Source organism: Neobacillus sp. 114, assembly GCF_030127045.1.
GTDB lineage: Bacteria > Bacillota > Bacilli > Bacillales > Cytobacillaceae > Neobacillus > Neobacillus rhizophilus.
Map to the genome: position 1 here is coordinate 2,360,304 of NZ_CP126144.1, position 15,534 is coordinate 2,375,837.

Consider the following 15,534-nt stretch of genomic DNA (forward strand, 5'->3'; position numbering starts at 1 on the left):
AAGATTTAAAGAGTATGATCATACGTCCTGAAAATTATTTCTGCTCAAAAAGTCGTTACCAAGGGAGGCAAAATAATGGAAAAGTTAACTCCATGGAAAATTGGTACTTTAGGTCTTCAACATGTATTGGCCATGTATGCTGGGGCCGTTATCGTTCCCCTTATTGTTGGACCTGCGGTAGGTATGACCCCGGAGCAATTGTCTTTCCTTATTTCTATCGACCTGTTTACCTGCGGAATTGCCTCATTACTTCAAGTAGTGGGAGGAAAGTATTTTGGAATTAAGCTTCCAGTTATATTAGGGTGTACTTTTACGGCAGTTGGACCGATGATTGCCATTGGGAAACTTCAGGGCATAACCGCTATTTATGGTGCCATCATCGTCTCCGGGATCATTGTCATGATACTTGCTCAATTTATGAGTAAAGTAATGAGGTATTTTCCTCCTGTCGTAACAGGATCTGTTGTAACAATTATTGGGATATCACTCATTCCTGTAGCGATGAACAACGTTGCAGGAGGAGTAGGGGCACCGGATTTTGGGAGCATAAGAAATTTATTTCTGGCGGCATTGACTCTAGCCCTCATTATTTTTATTAACCGCTACCTATCAGGCTACATGAGAGCTGTTTCTGTTCTAATTTCCATGATCTTAGGTACTCTGGTTGCGATGGGGATGGGAATGGTGAATTTATCATCAGTTAGCCAGGCTTCCTGGTTTCATATGGTGCAGCCGTTTTACTTCGGGATTCCCACTTTCCATATAACTGCTATCTTAACGATGATTCTCGTCGCCATCGTAAGCATGATTGAATCAACAGGTGTATTTTTGGCATTGGGGGATGTCTGCGAGAAGAAACTGGAATCGTCTGATATCAAAAAAGGATTGAGGGCAGAAGGTTTGGCTAGTTTTATTGGAGGAATCTTTAACGCTTTTCCATACACGACATTTTCCCAAAATGTGGGGTTGGTCGCCCTTACGAGAATAAAAACACGCAATGTCGTCATTGCCGCCGGTGTGATTCTGATGATATTAGGATTGGTACCAAAAGTGGCAGCGCTTACATTGATTATCCCAAATCCTGTTCTTGGGGGAGCAATGATTGCGATGTTTGGTATGGTAATTTCTTCTGGTATCAAAATGCTTTCCCGTGTCGATTTCCAAAGAAATGAAAATTTGCTGATTATAGCGATTTCGGTAGGAATTGGGTTGGGAGCCGCAGTTATCCCTGATGCATTTGCTAAATTGCCCGAGGGATTGCGTTTGCTTTTCCAAAACGGGATAGTAATTGGAAGTTTTACCGCTATTGTGCTTAACCTATTTTTAAATAAACGGGAAGAACAAAAGAATAATGATATATTAGAAGATCTCAAATCGGATCATTCGGCAGACGGAAGTATTTGAATAAATAAATCCGAAGGATCACTGTTCATTTTTGTGATCCTTTACGTTTTATTCTAGGAGGTGACCAATATAGAAGCTATCATCCTAGCAGCTGGATATTCCAGCCGGGCGAATGCCTATAAAATGACTCTGCCACTAGGGCATATGACCGTATTGGAGCAAACGATTTCTAAATTTGAAGGAATAATTAGCAGGGCTATCGTTGTAGCGGGGTTTCAGGCGGAAATCATCCTGGAGGAAATAGTAAAAATCAGCTGTAAAAATACCTATTCATTTGAGATGAAGTTTGTTTATAATGAAAACTTTAACCAAGGAATGTTTAGTTCCATCCAAAAGGGCTGCTCTGAAGTAAATGCCCAAACCATCTTACTAACCCCGGGAGATTGTCCGCTTGTTAAAAAAGAGACCGTTCATCTAATTGCAAAACACAAAGGGGATGTAGTTATTCCCAGCTTTAATTATAAAGGTGGTCACCCTATTAAATTATCAAGTGATGTGAAAGGGAAAATTCTTGAAACCGATCCAAAAAGCAATTTACGGATGGTCCTCGCCAATTTCGATAAGAATTATCTGAATGTAAATGATCCGGGTGTTTTAATGGATGTCGATACGCCGGAGGATTACCAAGAAGCCATGGATTATTTTAAAACTAAAATGGCTTATACAACGTAATGGGGGCAAAAATGAATCATAAAATATCATTCTTATTTATAAAATTGTAGGAAGAGGTTTCTATTAATAAATAATGAGTCGAAGGGTGTTGTTGTATGTAATGAGTCTCAAAGACATAAGCACCGCAGTGCCCAAAAAGGACCATAGGGGTAAAGTGTCGGGCCAGTTGGCTTATATTAGTGATGTGAAAGTGGAAAACATGGTTTATGGCGTTTTGGTTCGTTCGCCCATTGCTTATGGAAAAATCAAATCCATTCAATTGCCAAACTTTCCTGAAGGGTATGAAGCGGTTGGGGCAGAGCAGATCCCCGGTCCAAATATTGTGAAAATTATTCAAGAAGATCAGCCCATATTTGCCAATGAGTGGGTTAATTATATTGGGGAACCGATTCTTATGCTCGTTGGAAAAGAGCTGGATATCCTGTACCGTTTGCTAAATGAAGTGAAGATTGAATTTGAAGAACATCAGGCTATTTACACATTGGATGATGCCATCAAACAAAAATCAGCACCCGGGGTTACCATGGCAAGCTATGAATTTGGAGAAAGCTTAGAGGCGATTAGAACGATCGAGCAGGGAGCCCACAAAATCATTGAAGAAGAATATTCAACGGGTTATCAGGAGCATGTCTACTTAGAGCCGCAAGGAATGCTCGGCATCTATAAGGATGATGAAATTGTTGTCCAGGGCTCGATGCAATGCCTTTATTATATAAAAACTGCGTTAATAAGCGCTTTAGCCTGCGGTGCTGATGAAGTCAGGGTGGTTCAAAGCCCTACCGGCGGAGGTTTTGGCGGCAAAGAAGAATTTCCTTCGATGATGGCGTGTCACGTCGCGGTTGCGGCAAATGCCGTCAAGAAATCGGTGATGCTTGTGTTCGACCGCTCTGAAGATATGGTGGTAACGACGAAAAGGCATCCAGCCAAATTCAAATATCGAACGGCTATTGATGAAGAAGGAAATATTTTGAGCATGTGTGTGGATGTATTTCTTGATGGAGGAGCAAATGCTGGATTAAGCTCAGTCGTGCTGCAGCGTGCCTTATTAAACAGCGCAGGCGTTTATAAAATTCCACATTTTCATGCAAAAGGTTATGTCTTAAAAACCAATACGGTTCCGAACGGTGCCTTTAGAGGCTTTGGTGCTCCACAAAGTTTTGCTGGAATTGAAAGTCATATCGGCCATATTAGTAAACTATCAAAACTAGACCCACTTGACTATAAACGAAAATACCTCGTCAAACAAGGAGACCCCACCATTACCAAAGGCCAATTCCGCGACCCAATCTTAATGGAAGACATGATTGAGGATTTGCTTAATGAGTCAGATTTTAAAAAGAAAAAAGGGGAGTTCCAGCGTTTCAATCAACAAAATCTGCGCTATAAAAAAGGCATCGGAACTTCGCTGTTCCTCCACGGCTGCGGATTTACAGGCAGCGGGGAAAGAGATCATATTAAAGCAACAGTCAAGCTGGTTAAATCAAAGGATGACAACGTTATACTAAAGATCTCCAATTCTGATATGGGACAAGGAATTTATACAACGCTGAGTAAAATTGTGGCCCAAGCACTCGATCTCCCGTTTGACAGAGTTTTGTACCCTGACCCCGATACAAAAGAGGTTCCTGACTCCGGTCCAACTGTAGCCTCCCGGACGACCATGATTGTCGGGAAATTGCTTGAACGCGCAGCCAAAAAGCTGAAGGCGCAGTGGCAAACCGGGGTGGAGCAGGAAGTGGTGGAGAACTATGTTCACCGTGAAATGATCCCGTGGGATGAGAAGACCTTTACGGGGGATGCCTACCCGGCTTATTCCTGGGGCGTTAATATCGTAGAAGTGGAAGTGGATACGTTAACAGGAAATGTAAAGCTGGAAAAAGTATACGGCAATTATGAAGTGGGTAAGGTCATCGATGACCGGATTATGAAAGGCCAAATTGACGGCGGCTTGGCTCAAGGGTTAGCGTACGGGTATTTAGAAAAGATGACGTCAAAGGAAGGAAGAATCCAACAAAAAAGCATTTCGGATTATGGACCGCCGACTTCCATGGACGTGGTTTCTATCGAAAGTAAGGTCTTTGATAATCCTTATGCAGATGGTCCGTACGGGGCGAAGGGTGCAGGAGAATTGACGTTAATCGGCGGCGCTCCAGCGGTTCAAGCGGCGATCGAGGATGCACTGCAAACGTCTTTTCAGCAAATTCCCATTACACCGGAAGTCATAATCGAAAGTCTATGAATGAGAGCAGGTGAACAAGGTTGATAAAATTTACGCTTAATGGAAGATTGGTAGAAACGGATGCTCCTCCCACAGCAAGATTACTAGATTTTATTAGAAATGAGTTTGCGTTAATCGGAACAAAGGAAGGCTGCGGTGAAGGAGAATGCGGAGCCTGCAGCGTGTTTGTCAATAATCTTCTGCAAAACAGCTGCCTTATTCCAATTGGTTCGATTGATGGAGCTGATATAGTAACGATAGAGGGGATTATGAATACAGAACAATTTAAGATTTTAGATGAGAGCTATTCCAGTGCCGGAGGCGTGCAATGCGGTTACTGCATTCCAGGGATGGTCATGGCCAGTGCCGCTTTATTATCCAAAAACCCTCATCCTTCGGAGGCTGAAATTCGGGAAGGGATTTCCGGAAATCTGTGCCGGTGTACGGGCTACAATATGATTGTGGATGCGATCATCCTAGCAGCGAAAAAAGGGGACGGCTTATGGCAGAAAAAATAACCACATATCGCTTCGATCGTTTAGACCAAACGTTGAGCCAATTGAATAAAGAAAACTGTTCCATTATTGCCGGAGGCACCGATGTCATGGTTCTTCACAAAAGTCGAAGGGGAGTCCCTCCGAAAATCCCGAACCCAGTAATTTTTATTGATCATCTATCTGAACTAAAGCGGGTATATCAAAATCAAAAGGATCTCCACATCGGTGCCTGCTGCACCTATAGTGAATTACTTGAACACCCGTTAATCCCTCTTCCCTTAAAGAACGCAATTAAAACGATTGCAGCACCGGCGATTCGAAACAGGGGGACGTTGGGAGGAAATATTTGCAACGCTTCTCCGGCTGGTGACACACTGCCATTATTATATGTATACAACGCCAAGCTTTTGCTGCGGTCCGTTAATGGTGATCGGGTAGTAGCGATTAGCGATTTTATACAAGGGGTACGTAAGGTTGGCCGTCAACACAATGAAATTTTGACGGAAATTATCTTGCCATCCGTACTCGAAGAAGGTTCACATGTTGTTTTTGAGAAGGTGGGCAACCGCAACGCAGATGCCATTGCTAAAGTGGGGTTTGCAGGACTTATCCGGATCAATGATGCCCGAATTGAAGATGTTCGCTTTGCCTTCGGGACGGTCGGCCCTACGATGGTCCGTTCCGTTGATATTGAGAAGAAGTTGCTTGGAAAACCCATACCATTAGCAGATACAGACATCGCTGATGTTGTCGCAGCCTTCGATAAGATCATTAAGCCAATAGACGATCAGCGCTCCACTGCTTTATATAGAAAAAAAGTAGCTTTAAATCTATTAAGATATTTTCTAAGTTCGAAGCAATATCAACCGAATTAATTTTTTCAATAGAGTATACGGAAGCGGTTAAAGGTCGAATGCGACTGGAAGGGTTCGGTCGCATAAAAGCAGTGATCTAAAGAGGCATTCGGTCGCATAGAAAGGCTCTATGCGACCGAACCAGTAATCTAAAGAAGCATTCGGTCACATAGAAAGGCTCTATGCGCCCGAACCAGTGATCTGAAGAAGCATTTGGTCACATAGAAAGGCTCTATGCGCCCGAACCAGTGATCTAAAGAGGCATTCGGTCGCATAGAAAAGATCTATGTGCCCGAACCAGTGATTTAAAGAAGCATTCGATCGCATAGAAAGGCTCTATGCGCCCGAACCAGTGATCTAAAGAGGCATTCGGTCGCATAGAAAGGCTCTATGTGCCCGAACCAGTGATCTTGAGAAGCATTCGGTCACATCGAAAGGCTCTATACGCCCGAACCAGTGATCTAAAGAAGCATTCGGTCGCATAGAAAGGCTCTATGTGCCCGATTCAGTGATCTAAAGAAGCATTCGGTCGCATAGAAAGGGCCTATGCGCCAGAGCTAGTGATTTAAAGAAAAGTTCAGTCGTATAGAAAGGGCCTATGCGCCCGAACCAGTGATTTAAAGAAGAGTTCGACCACATAGAAAGGCCCTATGCGCCCAAGACACAGAATTTTTCCATTCCATTCGTCGTTTAGAAAAGCAAATAGGAATTCTTTTTCGGTTATACATTAATTAGGAAAAAACAATAATCTTTTAGAAAATAGCCTTTCAATAAAGGGGGGAGCTACTCATGCTATTGATGGAAAAAGTGGCCAAGTTGAACCGTCAAAACGAAACCTTTGCACTAGCTATGATCATTGAATCAAAAGGCTCAACACCCAGGCACGTCGGAAAAATGATTGTATACCGTGATGGTTCGATTGAAGGTACTGTCGGAGGGGGATTGGCCGAACACTACATTATCGAGGAGAGTGTAAAGGCTCTCGAAAAAGGTCAATCGAAAATTGTTGAATACAAATTGAACAGACATGCAAAAGATGGAATTCAAATGAGTTGCGGCGGAACGTTGCGGGTGTTTATTGAAGTTTATCAAAGCAGGCCTGAACTCATTTTGGCGGGAGCCGGACATCTGGCGCATGCGCTGTCAAAGCTCGCAGACTTCCTTGAAATTCCTTACAGCGTAGTGGATGATCGGGTTGGTTATGCAACAAAGGAACGCTTTCCCAATGCCACCAACATTTTTGTGAATGAAGATATAGGAGAAGCTTTGCGAGAAGCTAACCCAAATGAAAAGTCTTATGTCGTGATTGTGACTAAAGATGGCGATGATATTGTATTAAAAACGGCACTGCAATATCCGATTGCGTATGTTGGCATGGTTGCCAGCAAGCGTAAAACCATCACCATACTTCAAAAATTAAAAAGTGAAGGGATGAGCGAAGAACTTTTGGAGCGAGTTTCTTCTCCAATCGGATTGGATATTAGCTCGGAAACAACACAAGAAATTGCCATAAGTATTATCGGGGAAATCATTAAAGTGAGTAAGGAAACGAAGCCTATTAAAGTGAAACAATTAAATAGATAAAGTGATGTATAGGAATTTTATGTGGGGTGGGTTCGATTCCAGCGCAGTACCTCAAATAAGTATTTTTTTAACAAAAGGCTCTGTAATTAATTTTTGATTTTCATGAAGGTATGAGAATCATAGGCGGAGAATTTCCGGCTAATGTATATAGAGGAAGCTTAAGAAGCAGATATAGGCGGAGAAATTCCGATTAACTTCTCTAAATAAGACAAAATTTAAAGATTTGGATCATATAAACGGAAAATCTTCCTTCATTTTAAAGGAAATATGGGTATCTCCCAATATAAACGGAAGTTTTCCGTTTATTTTTCAAACACAGTGAAATCAACATTCTGTAATAACATCCTAAAGAAACCGCCGTCAGTGTGACGGCGGTTTCTTTACTTTATAAACTTACTTCGCTGCTAATTGACCTTTCTTAAGCTCAGCCGACTTAAGATCGTAGCGATCTGCATTCATGACCTTAACCCAGGCAGCGACAAAGTCATTCACAAACTTTGCCTTGTTATCATCTTGAGCATAAACTTCAGCAATAGCACGTAGAACGGAGTTTGAGCCAAACACTAGGTCCACTCTAGTTGCAGTACGGATTACTTCACCTGTTTTACGATCACGTCCTTCATAGGCGTTGGCTCCTACAGGCTTCCACTGCACTCCCATATCAAGCAAGTTAACAAAGAAGTCATTCGTAAGTTGGCCTACACGATTAGTGAACACACCGTGCTGTGTGCCGCCATGGTTTGTACCCAGAACACGCAAACCGCCAATCAGGGCAGTCATTTCTGGTGCAGTAAGGTTTAGTAGTTGTGCCTTGTCTACTAGAAGCTCTTCAGGACTTACAGTAAAATGTCCCTTCTGATAGTTGCGGAAACCATCAGCGATAGGCTCTAGTACCGCAAAACTTTCTACATCCGTTTGCTCTTGTGTTGCATCGCCGCGTCCCGGAGCAAAAGGAACCGTTACATCAAAGCCTGCATCTTGTGCAGCTTTTTCGATTGCGGCACTACCGCCTAATACAATCAAATCGGCCAAGCTGACTGGCTTATCTAACTCTTTTTGAATGCCTTCAAGTACTTGTAGCACTTGTGCAAGTTGTTCCGGCTGATTCACTTCCCAATCCCTCTGTGGAGCAAGACGGATACGGGCACCGTTTGCACCGCCGCGATGGTCTGAACCACGGTAGGTACTAGCAGAAGCCCAAGCAGTTGTTACGAGCTTGCTGATTGTAAGTCCTGAGTCTAAGATTTTTGCTTTAATCTCGGCCACATCAGCATCTGTTAATTCATAATTACCAGCTGGTACAGGATCTTGCCAGATAAGCTCTTCTTCTGGAACTTCCGGGCCTAGATATCTTGAAGCAGGACCCATGTCACGGTGTGTTAGTTTGAACCAAGCACGAGCAAATGCCTCTGCAAACTCTGCTGGATTCTCATGGAAACGACGAGAAATTTTTTCATAGATTGGATCATAACGCAATGCCATATCTGAAGTGAACATCACTGTCGGAACGCGCTTGGATGAATCCTCTGCATCCGGAGCAAGGTGTTCCTCGGCAGGATCTACAGCAAGCCACTGGTAGGCACCGGCAGGACTCTTTGTAAGCCACCAAGTATATCCAAACAATAAATCAAAGTAACCATTATCCCACTGTGTTGGGTTAGCAGTCCAAGAACCTTCAAGACCGCTGGTGATGGTGTCACGGCCTTTACCGCTGCCGTATGTACTTAACCAGCCTAAACCTTGCGCTTCAATAGGAGCAGCTTCTGGCTCAGGACCAACATGGGATGCATCTCCTGCACCATGTGCCTTACCAAAAGTATGTCCGCCAGCAATTAGTGCTACTGTTTCTTCGTCGTTCATTCCCATACGTGCAAAGGTTTCGCGAATGTCGTGAGCCGAAGCAAGCGGATCTGGTTTGCCATTTGGACCTTCTGGGTTAACATAGATAAGTCCCATTTGAACAGCAGCAAGTGGATTCTCAAGATCACGTTCGCCTGTGTAACGATTATCACCTAGCCATTCCTTTTCATTACCCCAATAAATATCTTCTTCTGGATGCCAAATATCTGCGCGGCCGCCTCCAAAACCAAATGTCTTGCCGCCCATTGATTCAATCGCGACATTACCTGCTAGAATCATCAAGTCGCCCCAAGAAATCTTGTTCCCATACTTCTGCTTAATTGGCCATAGCAGGCGACGTGCCTTATCAAGGTTACCGTTGTCTGGCCAGCTGTTCAGCGGAGCAAAACGCTGGTTGCCAGTGCCGCCGCCACCACGGCCGTCACCAGTACGATAAGAACCTGCTGAGTGCCAAGCCATACGGATAAAGAAAGGACCATAATTTCCATAGTCAGCAGGCCACCAATCTTGACTGTCTGTCATTAGGGTCTGAAGATCCTGCTTAAGAGCAGCGTAGTCTAATTTATTAAATTCTTCTACATAATCAAATTCTTCACCCATTGGGTTAGATTTTCTGTCATGCTGATGGAGAATATTCAAGTTTAACGCGTTTGGCCACCAGTCTCGAGTTGACGTACCACTTGATTTGACACTTGTAGCCCCGCCGTGAAAAGGGCATCCCTGGATAGTTCCATTGTTTTTAGCATCCATGTTATTAATCTCTCCTTTTGTATAAGTTTAGAAGTATTATAATTATATATCTAGTTTTAAACTAGAATTATAATAATTATTATGTAGTCATTATAATAAATTATGAAACAAATTGAAAGCAAATAATAAATATAATTGAAAGAAAATTTCGAAATAAATTTAGTGAAGGAGGAAAAACATATAATAGCAACAATAAACCAATCATAAATTTTGAAAAGGAATACTAAATATTGAAGTTTCATAGGTAATGTAAGTAAAATCTGAGTTAGGGTTGTGAAATACATGACAAAGAGGAAAAATTAAATATTTGAGAAATACTAAATTCATGATCCAGGGCACCCGGACTATTATATTAGCTGTTCTAAAAAAAGTAGAGGAGAATGAAAATAATAATTGTAAATGAGAATGTAAAAGAGCTCTTAGAAGAATCATTTCAGTGATAATTACATTGAATAAAAGGGTTTTATGAAATTATATATTTTCCTATATTACCATTATAATGAAATGGAATGATATTAGGCAAGTAATAGCATCGAAAAAGCACCGATGTGAACGGTGCTTTTTCAAGATTATATTGTGGCTTTTGCTTCTTTTGCCATGTTGTTCTTTACAAACACTGCTACCACCAAAATGATCGCCATCGCAATTGGAACAACTAAATGAAGTGAATCCGGAATTAAGATGTGGAACTTTTCTAAACCTTTATCTTCAACCATCATTTTACCGGCAGCATAGGTTAATAATCCTGCACCGGCATAAACGATGATTGGATATCTCTCCATTAAGCTCGTTAATAATTTGCTGCCAAAAATAATGATTGGGATCGAGATGGCAATTCCAACAGCAATCGGCAGAATTCCTTCTGCAACGCTTGATAACGCAATAACATTATCAATAGACATGGCGAAATCGGCAATCGCAATCGTTTTGATTGCACCCCAAACTTTATCTGATGGTTTGATATTCGGGTCATCTTCTTCTTTTTGTGCGATTAAATTATAACTGATCCGCAACAAGATTAAACCGCCAACTAATTGCACGAATGGTAAATCTAGAAACTGAATTAAAACAGTTGCTGCAACAATCCTTAAAACAATAGCCATTAATGTTCCTCCGAAAATGGCTCGATTTCTCATATGAGGTGGCACTTTGCTGGCAGCTAATGCGATAACTACCGCATTATCACCCGATAACAAAATATCGATTCCTATTAAACTTAAAATTTGTAGAACCGTCATGTCTTATGATTCCCCCGTGTTTATGTATTTTTTTGAACATCTATAATATTGATATATCATATCTTTTTTGATTTAGGTAGAAAACATTATGAACTAAATATGGAAAAGTTTTGCCAAATCTATTTTTTGAAATATATGGACAACGGTTAAACAAAAAATAACCCTGCAACAGCTGGGTTATTATTGTATAAGATGAAGTTTATCTTTAAAAAATTAAATGTACAACCTTGTTATACAATTACTTATTTCTTTCCTTTTATTTCGTCTTTATCCGGATAGTCATATCGCTTATGGTTAGAATCACCTTCACCTTTTTCATTCGACTTTTGTCCGCCTAATTTTACATTCGGGTATATCTTTGTATTTTCATCCATTTTTTTATCACCTCCAAATCTTTATTCTGTTCAAATTCCAAACATTTATGTTTAACAAGTCTGTAAGAGCTAAGATTCCGCATAACCTTGAATCACGGAACAATTTCAAAAACACTACCTTGGTTAAAATCAGTGACTTTCATAGAGCTATTAACCCCTAAATATAGTCTGGTTTGATCCAGATTCGTCCCTAAACTAACATAATAAGCTGATTGAGACTCAAAATTATAATCGGCTTCAATAACACTAAAATCATTCAGTTTACCGTCTGTTCTTACTCTGGTATAAGCTAAAACCCCTCTAACTGGCGGCCCGGATTCTTCATTTCGGGCAAGGTCGGTAAACACAACGCTTCCCGTTAAATTTGGGATTGCATTTCCCATATAGGCTTGCACTCCTGTAAGGGCAGTTCCTCCAAACTTATCGGGGCGAGGATCTTTATGGTAATAACTAGTTAGAGGCGGAAGACGCCTCACTGAAGTGGTTACTGCTTCATTGTAATAAGCAATTGTTTTTTCATCTATTGTTGGATTTCCTGAGCAGCTGCGAATAATCGAAGTAGGAAAAACACCTTCCCACCCTCGCCAGCCAAGGTTAATCAATCCTCCTTGGTCAGGTTCGATATTTCTTAAGGAAGCTTGAATAAGCTGCGTAACCGGTATTGGTTTATAATGAGCGAATGAAAAAATCGACTCTGCAAAATCCTGACCGACATTTCCAACATATTTAATATATTGATTATAAAACCTTTGAAATGAAATGCCTGGAATATTGCGAACTCCTTTGACAATGACCGTAAGTGTTTGCTGAATAGGTACGGCAAGTTCATCAAAACGTGTGACTACTGGTGGATTTAAGATAAATGTATCCTTAGCGACGTCAATTTCAATTATTTTACCGGCTATTTCCATATTATCTTGACTTAAATTAAACGGATCATATCCTGCGCCGCCATCTCCGGTTGTTAATACAAGTTTTCCTGTTTCAGGTGAGAAGTTTAAGCTATTGACACCATTATGATTGAAAAATGGTCTTCTTAAGTTAAGTAACGTCCGTCGTTTTTGAGGCCGGCCATTCGATTGTAAAATCCATTCTTCCACTGTATCAATATGATCATATTGAGTTTCTCTATTTGTCCACCTTAGATTTAAAGTTTCGGGATCACACGGGTTAGGGTTAAAATGTTTAGAAAGTGCACCCGGACCTTGTGTTCCAGCTACTGAATAATGAAGATAAAACAGACCGTTATAATAAAATTGGGGATGAAACGCTAACCCGACCAAGCCCCGTTCATCATAACCACCTCGAGAAACACCTGGTTCAGAAGTTCCTAGCTTTATGATTTGCGGGCGTATATCTAAAAAAGTCCGTAAACTACCGTTTCCTATGTATATGATCTCTCCTACCTGGGTGGCAATAAATAATCTTTCCATTGAGTCACCCGGAAGTATAGCTGTTTTCAAGACGGTGGGTAAATTTATCTTATTAACAATGGGCAGTAAATTAACCTTCACTTTTTTCACCTAACTATACACTCCTCTCCTGGTTTTCTTGTATAAAAATATGATTAGAACTGGTCTATTAGTACCAAATTAGGGCAGACCAAAAAAGGCGGCAGACCGCCTTTTTTTGCCCCCTGTTGAAATTTTTTTCTGGACATGAATATTCTATATTACGCTCCAAGACAAATGTTTCGAAAGGGTGACAATGTTGGCAAAAAAATCGAACAACAACAAAAAGCAGAACAATGCAACATCTAAAAATAGCAATAATAAAAATAATAATTCCAAAAAGTCAAACCAAAAGAATAAGAATAAATGAATGATAAATGCTTTTATTTTGTAAAGAATAGAAGAAGGAGTCTTGTTTAATGGGATCTTTTCTACAATAATTACGAAAACAGCAAATAAATATTTATAGCTTGGCAGGAGATGGATTTCTCCTGCCGTTTCTTTGAATTGGAGAATATTTAATGCTCTGAAATTGGCATGACATCCTGGCATCCAAAAATCAGCGAGGATTAATAAGATATTTATCCGAAAATTCGAATGTTAGGACATCTCTGTTAATAAAGTAATGGTAACGGGTGAAAAGCTTTTTAGAACCGAGAGATTCATATAGAAGGTTAATTAATGGCCCTGCCATTTGCTTTTACAATAAAAGGAGGGATTAAATGCTGCACATTGTAGCTTGTATCAAGCAAGTGCCTGACACCAAAATTATCAAGATGAATCCAAAAACAAACACGATGGACCGACGGACAGCGCCTGCGATCTTGAATCCGTATGACGCCCATGCTGTTGAAGAGGCGGTTCGAATAAAGAATAGATATGGAGGACATGTTTCTGTTGTGACGATGGGGCCACCTCCTGCTGTTAACGCGATTAAAACGTGCATTGAAATAGGCGCCGACGAGGGTTATTTAATTACGGACCGACGGTTTGCCGGGGCAGATACATTGGCAACAAGCTATGCTGTGACAAAAGCGATTGAAAAGATTGCAAAAATAAAGCCAGTAGATTTAATTATCTGCGGAAAAATGTCCATCGATGGAGATACCGGGCAAGTCGGACCTGGAATAGCAAGAAGGCTCGATATTCCACCGCTGACTTCGGTGAACAAGGTGGAGGAAATCAATCAAGAAGAAGGAACTGCCATTGTCCATCGCAAGTTAGAGGAAGGCTATGAAGTCGTAAAGTCGACCTTGCCGTGCTTGTTTTCTGTTGAGAAAACAATCAATGAAGTGCCATACTCTCCGCTTCCAAACATGCTAAAGGCTGCCAGATATAAACCCCATATCTGGTCGGTTGATGACCTGGAGGATGTAGATATTAAGCAGCTTGGTTTAAAGGGCTCGCCAACGATTGTCTCCAAGGTATGGGCTCCGCAAAAACCGGCAGGGGGAACGTTCTTTGAAGGCAGTCCAGCGGCACAGGTAGAGCAATTGCTCTCTGTCCTTTTTGAAAAGAAAGAACTCTTTGAAACAAAGGGGGAAGTGTAATTGGATTTCCAAGATTACAAAGGTGTTTGGGTGTTCATAGAACAAAAAGATGGAGTGGTTGCTTCTGTATCCCTTGAACTATTGGGTGCCGGCAGAAAGCTGGCAGATAAACGGGGAGTAGAATTAGCGGGTATTATAATCGGAGAAAATGTTAAGCATTTAACAAACACTGTATTTGAATACGGGGCAGATACCGTGTATGTCTATGACCAAGCTATCTTTAAACATTACCGGACAGAGTCTTATATGAAGGCACTGCTGGATTGCAGCGATAAACATAAACCTGAAATTATCCTGTTCGGGGCTACGTCGACTGGAAAAGATCTGGCAAGCGCGGTAGCCACCGACCTGCCGACAGGTTTGACAGCCGATACGACGGAGCTGGATGTGGAAGAGGAAACAGGGTTATTGCTCGCCAGCAGGCCAGCTTTTGGCGGAAATATTATGGCAACCATTCTTTGTAAAAAATACCGGCCGCAAATGGCGACAGTCCGTTCCAAAGTCATGAAGGCGCTGCCTCCACAGCCAGGGAGAACAGGCAAGGTGGTTGAAGAAACAATACTATTAAAAGAAGAAGATATCCGGACAAAAGTCTTGGAGATTGTAAGGGAAACGTTAAAGAAGGTAAGAATCGACGAAGCGGATATCATTGTTGCCGGTGGAAAAGGATTAGGGAGTTACGAGGGATTCCAGTTAATCCACCATTTGGCGGAAACGCTAGGAGGTGCGGTTGGCGCCAGCCGGGATGTAGTAGAAGCGGGATGGATTGACCATGCCCATCAAGTAGGGCAAACTGGTGTGACGGTAACGCCGAAAATTTATTTTGCGATTGGAATTTCCGGTGCGATTCAACATATCGTCGGAATGAAAAATTCCGGGTTAATCATTGCCATCAATAAGGACAAAGAAGCCCCAATTTTCCAAAACTGTCATTATGGAATTGTAGGCGATGCCTTTGAAATCGTTCCTGTACTAATCGAACAGTTTAAAAAGGCTCTATCCAGAGAGAAGGTAAGCAGTACCAGCGAAGGCTGATGTATTGGTGCCGGGCCGGTACTGGCAGGAATCTGCCTTGCTATACA

At 41.6% G+C, this 15,534-nt stretch carries 12 protein-coding genes; 8 read left to right on the plus strand and 4 right to left on the minus strand.

Translation table 11 applies throughout. From position 1 onward, the window contains the following. Positions 1-75: 75 nt before the first annotated feature. From QNN06_RS11765 to QNN06_RS11790, 6 genes are all read left to right on the plus strand, one after another. A complete protein-coding gene (locus QNN06_RS11765; RefSeq protein ID WP_284037601.1) occupies positions 76-1,404 on the plus strand; it encodes a nucleobase:cation symporter-2 family protein in 1,329 nt (442 codons plus the stop codon). 60 nt (positions 1,405-1,464) lie between these two features. Beyond that, a complete protein-coding gene (locus QNN06_RS11770) occupies positions 1,465-2,076 on the plus strand; it encodes a nucleotidyltransferase family protein (RefSeq protein WP_284037602.1) in 612 nt (203 codons plus the stop codon). A gap of 166 nt (positions 2,077-2,242) precedes the next feature. Continuing rightward, a complete protein-coding gene (locus QNN06_RS11775) occupies positions 2,243-4,315 on the plus strand; it encodes a xanthine dehydrogenase family protein molybdopterin-binding subunit (RefSeq protein ID WP_284037603.1) in 2,073 nt (690 codons plus the stop codon). A 20-nt stretch (positions 4,316-4,335) separates the two neighbouring features. Continuing rightward, positions 4,336-4,812 (plus strand): (2Fe-2S)-binding protein, encoded by a 477-nt coding sequence (locus QNN06_RS11780; protein ID WP_284037604.1) that lies wholly within the window; start codon positions 4,336-4,338, stop codon positions 4,810-4,812. Next, positions 4,797-5,666 carry an FAD binding domain-containing protein gene (locus tag QNN06_RS11785; RefSeq protein WP_284037605.1) on the plus strand — a complete coding sequence of 290 codons (870 nt, stop codon included), beginning with the start codon at positions 4,797-4,799 and terminating at the stop codon, positions 5,664-5,666. The genes QNN06_RS11780 and QNN06_RS11785 overlap by 16 nt, the downstream gene beginning before the upstream one ends. Positions 5,667-6,434: 768 nt before the next feature. Then, on the plus strand, positions 6,435-7,229 hold the full coding sequence (locus QNN06_RS11790; RefSeq protein WP_213116174.1) for an XdhC family protein: 795 nt from the start codon (positions 6,435-6,437) through the stop codon (positions 7,227-7,229). A 393-nt stretch (positions 7,230-7,622) separates the two neighbouring features. Here the strand turns inward: QNN06_RS11790 and katG are convergent, their stop codons facing one another. The 4 genes from katG to QNN06_RS11810 all read right to left on the minus strand — a co-directional run bounded on the left by katG (position 7,623) and on the right by QNN06_RS11810 (position 12,974). Continuing rightward, positions 7,623-9,839 carry a catalase/peroxidase HPI gene (gene katG / locus QNN06_RS11795; protein WP_284037606.1) on the minus strand — a complete coding sequence of 739 codons (2,217 nt, stop codon included), beginning with the start codon at positions 9,837-9,839 and terminating at the stop codon, positions 7,623-7,625. 569 nt (positions 9,840-10,408) lie between these two features. After that, positions 10,409-11,077, minus strand: a complete 669-nt coding sequence (locus QNN06_RS11800) for a TerC family protein (RefSeq protein WP_284037607.1) — start codon at positions 11,075-11,077, stop codon at positions 10,409-10,411. A gap of 242 nt (positions 11,078-11,319) precedes the next feature. Next, positions 11,320-11,451, minus strand: a complete 132-nt coding sequence (locus tag QNN06_RS11805; protein WP_261363766.1) for a hypothetical protein — start codon at positions 11,449-11,451, stop codon at positions 11,320-11,322. Between the two features lie 92 nt (positions 11,452-11,543). After that, positions 11,544-12,974, minus strand: coding sequence for a PQQ-dependent sugar dehydrogenase (locus QNN06_RS11810; RefSeq protein ID WP_284037608.1), 1,431 nt, complete (start codon positions 12,972-12,974; stop codon positions 11,544-11,546). 650 nt (positions 12,975-13,624) lie between these two features. On the opposite strand from QNN06_RS11810, the gene QNN06_RS11815 reads away from it, so the two are divergent. Together QNN06_RS11815 and QNN06_RS11820 are read left to right on the plus strand one after the other, a co-directional pair. Next, on the plus strand, positions 13,625-14,452 hold the full coding sequence (locus QNN06_RS11815) for an electron transfer flavoprotein subunit beta/FixA family protein (RefSeq protein ID WP_284037609.1): 828 nt from the start codon (positions 13,625-13,627) through the stop codon (positions 14,450-14,452). Continuing rightward, complete coding sequence (locus QNN06_RS11820) at positions 14,453-15,487, plus strand: electron transfer flavoprotein subunit alpha/FixB family protein (RefSeq protein ID WP_284037610.1); 1,035 nt, start codon at positions 14,453-14,455, stop codon at positions 15,485-15,487. The last annotated feature ends 47 nt before the right edge of the window (positions 15,488-15,534 follow it).

Bases quoted from the DNA above. Each gene is read 5' to 3' on its own strand.
- katG (WP_284037606.1), bottom strand. From the start codon at position 9,839: ATGGATGCTAAAAACAATGGAACTATCCAGGGATGCCCTTTTCACGGC.
- QNN06_RS11805 (WP_261363766.1), bottom strand. From the start codon at position 11,451: ATGGATGAAAATACAAAGATATACCCGAATGTAAAATTAGGCGGACAA.
- QNN06_RS11790 (WP_213116174.1), top strand. From the start codon at position 6,435: ATGCTATTGATGGAAAAAGTGGCCAAGTTGAACCGTCAAAACGAAACC.
- QNN06_RS11815 (WP_284037609.1), top strand. From the start codon at position 13,625: ATGCTGCACATTGTAGCTTGTATCAAGCAAGTGCCTGACACCAAAATT.
- QNN06_RS11800 (WP_284037607.1), bottom strand. From the start codon at position 11,077: ATGACGGTTCTACAAATTTTAAGTTTAATAGGAATCGATATTTTGTTA.
- QNN06_RS11785 (WP_284037605.1), top strand. From the start codon at position 4,797: ATGGCAGAAAAAATAACCACATATCGCTTCGATCGTTTAGACCAAACG.
- QNN06_RS11765 (WP_284037601.1), top strand. From the start codon at position 76: ATGGAAAAGTTAACTCCATGGAAAATTGGTACTTTAGGTCTTCAACAT.